Origin of the sequence: Pinirhizobacter sp., assembly GCF_035317885.1 — a bacterium.
Lineage (GTDB): Bacteria > Pseudomonadota > Gammaproteobacteria > Xanthomonadales > Rhodanobacteraceae > Pinirhizobacter.
Map to the genome: position 1 here is coordinate 1 of NZ_DATHFX010000385.1, position 2755 is coordinate 2755.

The window sequence follows — 2755 nt, forward strand, 5'->3', positions numbered from 1 at the left end:
GGCTGACACCTTGCCGCCACCGGCGCGTTCGGGCACTCTGCCGGGTGCGGTGGCGCAACCGGATGCCGGATGCGACACCACCCATCCCGCGATTGAGCCGCATGTTCAGACCCCTCGAATTATTCATCGGCCTGCGCTACACCCGGGCCAAGCGCCGCAACCAGTTCATCTCGTTCATTTCCACCGTAGCCATCACCTGTATTTCGATCAGCGTGATTGCGCTGATCACGGTGCTGTCGGTGATGAACGGGTTCGACCGGGAGCTGCGCACGCGCATCCTGGGCGCCATTTCCCACGCCACGGTGTCGGGCGTGGGCGAGACCGTGCAGGACTGGCAGCGCGCCGTGCACATCGCCGACGGCAACCCGCACGTAAAGGGCGCCGCGCCTTACGTGGACATCCAGTCGTTCATGCAGGGTCCTCGCTCCAGTGGTGCGCAGGTACGCGGCGTGGAACCGTCGCTCGAGCCGAAAGTGTCCAACATCGACCAGAAAATGGTCGAGGGCAAGCTCACCGACCTCACCGACCGCGGCTGGAACATCGTGTTGGGCAAGGAGCTGGCGCAGAACCTTGGCGTGAACGTGGGCGACCGCGTCACCGTGGTCGTACCCAATTTCAGGTCGTCGCCGGTGGCCGGATCATTGCCGACGATCCGCCAGTTCCATGTCAGCGGCATCTTCGAACTGGGCATGCAGGAGTTCGATTCGAACCTCGCCCTGATCAATATCCACGATGCCGAACGACTGTCCGACCTCGACGGCCCCACCGGCATCCGCCTGCGCCTGGACGACATGTTCAATGCCCGGCCGGTCGCGCGAGAGCTGGTGGACCAGCTGGGGCAGGTCTATAGCGTGACCACCTGGTACGACAGCCACCAGAATTTCTTCTCCGCCATTTCCATGGAGAAGAAGGTGATGTTCATCATCCTGTCGCTGATCATCCTGGTGGCGGTGATCAACCTGGTCTCGATGCTGATGATGCTGGTGACGGACAAGCAGGCCGATATCGCCATCCTGCGTACCCTGGGTGCCACGCCGCTGTCGATCATGGGCACCTTCATGGTGCAGGGCTTGCTGGTGGGCGTGGTCGGTATTGTTTTTGGTGTGGGCATAGGCTCGCTGCTATCGGCCTATCTGCCGCAGATCGTGAAGTGGATCGAAACCGTCACAGGGGTTACTTTCCTGTCGCCCGATGTGTACTACATCAGCGAACTACCCAGCCAGCTCTTGCCACGCGACGTCTTCTGGGTATCGCTGATCACCTTCCTGTTCGCCTTGCTGGCGACGCTCTATCCGGCCTGGCGCGCCTCGCGCACGCAGCCGGCGCAGGCCCTTCGCTATGAATGACGCCGCTTCAGTCCCGGTCGTGCTGCGTGCCTCGGGCGTCGCCAAGGTCTACGAAGAAGGCGACTTGCGTACCGGCGTGCTTTCCAATGTGAGTTTCAGCCTGCACAAGGGTGAAACGCTGGCCATCGTCGGCGCCTCGGGCTCGGGCAAGAGTACCTTGCTGCACATCATCGGCGGGCTGGACACGCTCACCCGCGGCGAAGTGGAAGTGGACGGCCGGGTGCTGTCGAAACTGTCCGACGCCGAGCGCGGCCGCGTGCGAAACCGCTCGCTGGGTTTCATCTACCAGTTCCATCATCTGCTGCCGGAATTCACCGCGCTTGAGAACGTGTGCATGCCGCTTTTGATCCGCGGCGTGTCGATCACCGAAGCCACGAAACAGTCGCAGGTTTTGCTCGAGCGGGTGGGGCTGTCCGCGCGCATGGGGCATCGTCCTTCGGAGATGTCCGGTGGCGAGCGGCAGCGTTGCGCGGTGGCGCGCGCGCTGGTAACACGTCCGACCTGCGTGCTGGGCGACGAACCCACCGGTAATCTCGACGAGCACAACGCGGCGCAAGTGTACGAGCTGATGATCGAGTTGAACCGCGAGATCGGTACCAGTTTCATCCTGGTCACCCATGATCCACGCCTGGCTGCGCGCATGGACCGGACGCTGGAGCTTTCCAACGGCGAGTTGCACCAGCACGTCACCGCTTAAGGCGACGCCCACGCCCGGTTGAGTGGCCTCCCGGCAGACACGGCCGGCGCGTGGCGTGCAACCTCGTGGTTTCCCGTGTGGACGCCGCCTTGCGCCCGTCGATGTCGTGGCTCGTCGTGGCCCTGGCCCTGTTTTCCGGCAACCTGGCGGTGCAGGCATCGCCGCGGTTGCCGTCCATGCATATGGCGATGGTCATTGGCGCTGCCGGTGCCCTGTTGTGTATCTGGCTACCCTGGATCCAGGGAGCGCGCCCTAAGTGGATCGTCGCCGTAGTGGGCCTTGCGATGCTCGGCTACGTCGTGGCCGCGGTGGCGGGGATACTTACGATGTCCGCGCGCCTGCCGGTGGAGCTGGAGGGCAGGGATTTCCTGGTCGAAGGCCGCATGGCGAGCCTCCCCGTGCGCGACCACGACAGCGTGGGGTTCGTCTTTGAGATCGAGCGCAACCTCGACGCAAATACCTTCCAGGGCCGTGTGCGGGTGGCGTGGTTCGGCGCGGTGCAGGCACCGCCGGCCTGCTCGCGGTGGCAGATGCTGCTACGGCTGAAGCGTCCGCGGGGACTGGCCAATCCCGGCGGTCCCGATGCCGAGCGCATGGCGGTGGTGCGCGGTATTGATGCCGTCGGCTACGTGCGCGACGGTCCGCTGAACCGCAACCTCGGCACGATGTACTGCATCGACGGCGCCCGCGAGGCGATCGGCGACAAGGTGGC

The 2755-nt window shown here is 64.3% G+C and carries 3 protein-coding genes; all 3 read left to right on the forward strand.

The genetic code is table 11. From position 1 onward, the window contains the following. The first annotated feature begins 101 nt into the window (after window positions 1-101). The gene (locus VK519_RS12740; protein ID WP_324350308.1) at window positions 102-1346 is read left to right on the forward strand and encodes a lipoprotein-releasing ABC transporter permease subunit; all 1245 of its coding nucleotides are present in this window, start codon (window positions 102-104) and stop codon (window positions 1344-1346) included. Beyond that, window positions 1339-2043, forward strand: a complete 705-nt coding sequence (gene lolD, locus VK519_RS12745) for a lipoprotein-releasing ABC transporter ATP-binding protein LolD (RefSeq protein ID WP_324350310.1) — start codon at window positions 1339-1341, stop codon at window positions 2041-2043. Before VK519_RS12740 ends, lolD begins: the two co-directional genes overlap by 8 nt. A gap of 50 nt (window positions 2044-2093) precedes the next feature. Continuing rightward, window positions 2094-2755 (forward strand): ComEC/Rec2 family competence protein (locus VK519_RS12750; RefSeq protein WP_324350312.1); only part of this gene is annotated, 662 nt, incomplete at its 3' end.